The following is a 2,576-nucleotide window of genomic DNA, read 5'->3' as shown; positions in this document are numbered from 1 at the left end:
GGTGACCGCCGCCGCCCGCAACCGTCCCGTGCCCACCAACGACTGGTGGTCCTCCCTCGCCTTCCAGCGCTACGGCGACAACCCGTACTCGACCCCCATGTACGGGCACCCCCTCACCTACCAGGCCACCGCCGGCGGACTCGACGTCGGATACCCGACGACCCCCGTGATCACCGGCGACGGCCGCCAGTACGAGTTCGCCCACAAGCGCGACCTGACCATCGGACTGACCGGCCTCAACTCCCCCGACACCAAGGCCGACGACTGGTCCGACTGGACGGTCACCCCCTACTGGTCCGACGGAACCCGGACCCTGCGCACCACCATCGGGCACGGCTCGCCGTTCGTGTACGCCAAGGGCTCCGGCGGCAACGCCCAGATCACCACCGCGGGCACCCCCGCAGTCTTCGCCGACCAGGGCAACGTCCTCGGCATCACCGTCGCCGGACACCACTACGCCCTCTTCGCCCCGACCGGCAGCGACTGGAACGTCTCCGGCTCCACGGTCACCGCGGGTCTCGGCGGCAAGGACTACTTCTCCGTCGCCGTGCTGCCGTCCACCGACGCGCTGGCGACGTTCCGGAAGTACGCCTACAGCTTCGTCACCGACTCCAAGGTGACGTGGAGCTACAGCGGCGGCACCGTGAGGGCGACGTACGCGCTCACCACCGAGGCGAAGGAGGGCACCGAGCGCGGCACGCTCCAGGCCCTCTACCGCCACCAGTGGCTGCACACCACCGACGCGCTCACCTCGTACACGTACGTCTCGCCGCGCGGCACCATGAAGGTGCGCGAGGGGACGTCGTTCAGCACCAGCCAAAAGGCGGCGGCGGTACTGCCCGCGCNNGCGCGGCTACCTCAACGACGTGGTGAACGCCTCCGACCCGTTCTCCGGCGCGGTCGACACCTACTGGACCGGCAAGGCGCTCGGCCGGCTCGCCCAACTGGTGCCCGTGGCCGACCAGATCGGCGAGACCGGCATCCGTGACCGGATGCTGAACCTGATGAAGGGCCGGCTCCAGGACTGGTTCACGGCGGGCGGCGCGAACGAGTTCAGCTACGACCAGGCCTGGAAGACGCTCACCGGTTACCCCGCCTCCTACGGCAGCGACACCGAGCTGAACGACCACCACTTCCACTACGGGTACTACGTGTACGCGGCGGCGATCATCGCCCAGTACGACCCGTCGTGGGCCGCCGACTCGGCGTGGGGCGGCATGGTCAAGACCCTCGTGCGGGACACGGCGAACCCGAGCCGCACCGACTCCGCGTTCCCGTTCCTGCGCGGCTTCGACGTCTACGCCGGCCACGGCTGGGCCTCCGGCCACCAGGGTTTCGCCGCCGGCAACAACCAGGAGTCGTCCTCCGAGTCGACCAACCTGAGCGCGGCGCTCATCCTCTGGGGCTCCGCGACCGGTGACACCTCGCTGCGCGACCTCGGCTCCTTCCTCCTCACCACGGAGTCGGAGTCGATCGCCCAGTACTGGTTCGACGCCGACGAGCAGGTCTTCCCGTCGTCCTTCGGCCACGACACGGCCGGCATGGTGTGGGGCAGCGGCGCCGCGTACTCCACCTGGTGGACCGCGAACCCGGAGGAGATCCACGGCATCAACGTCCTGCCCGTGACGGGCGGTTCGCTGCACCTCGGCGGTGAGAAGGCGGCGATCCGGCGCAACATCGCCGAGATGGAACGGGAGAACGGCGGGCCCGCCGTCGAATGGCGCGACATTCTCTGGGAGTTCCAGTCGTTCGCCGACCCGGCCTCGGCGAAGGCCAAGTGGGACGCGGGCAACGGCGGTTACACCCCGGAGCAGGGCGAGTCGAAGGCCCACACCTACCACTGGCTCGCCACGCTGGACACGGTCGGCGCGCCGGACGCCACGGTGACGGGTGACATCCCGACGTCCGCGGTGTTCACCAAGGGCACCACCCGGACGTACGTGGCCCACAACCACGGTTCCTCGGCCCGCACGGTGACCTTCTCCGACGGCAAGACGATGTCCGTGCCCGCCCGTTCCACGGCGACGAGCACGGGCACCGGCTCCTCGGACCCCGGCCCCGAACCGGAGCCGCCCACCGGCAACACGTTCCAGCTGCGCGCCGGCGGCGTCCTCACGACCGCGACCGGGGGCACGGCGGGCAGCGACACGATCCCCTCCGGGAACGGCGCCAACCACGACGGCACCCCGTACCAGCCGCTCGTCTACGAGGTGCGCGGCGTCAACGGCACCCCGACCTCGGGCGGCCAGACGGCCTTCCGCCTCCAGGTCGACGCCGGCACGACGGTCGGCCTCGGCCAGCAGGCGCGGGTGAGCTACGACTTCACCGGCGACGGCAGCTTCGACCGGACGGAGACGTACCACTACTTCGCGACCGACCCGGTGACGGGCTGGGAGGAGTACACCCAGGCCCGCGGCCTCAAGTCCGCGACGGGCTCCCTGAGCACGCTCAGGAACGGCACGGTGCGGCTGGAGGTGTGGAGCGCGATCGGCAACGGGGCGTCGAAGCTCCAGACGGGGACGGACAAGTCCGTGCTGGTCATTCCGTACAGCTGAGCCCCCCTCGGGATCCCGGTG

1 pseudogene is annotated in these 2,576 nt (G+C 70.4%); it reads left to right on the top strand.

The annotated features are described in order from the left end of the window. Nucleotides 1–2,555: pseudogene (locus CCN29_RS27755) on the top strand (glycosyl hydrolase); the annotation flags it as partial. Between the last annotated feature and the right edge of the window lie 21 nt (nt 2,556–2,576).

Source organism: Streptomyces pseudogriseolus (genome assembly GCA_002154585.1).
GTDB classification, from domain to species: domain Bacteria; phylum Actinomycetota; class Actinomycetes; order Streptomycetales; family Streptomycetaceae; genus Streptomyces; species Streptomyces pseudogriseolus.
This window is presented reverse-complemented; position numbering and strand designations above follow the sequence as displayed.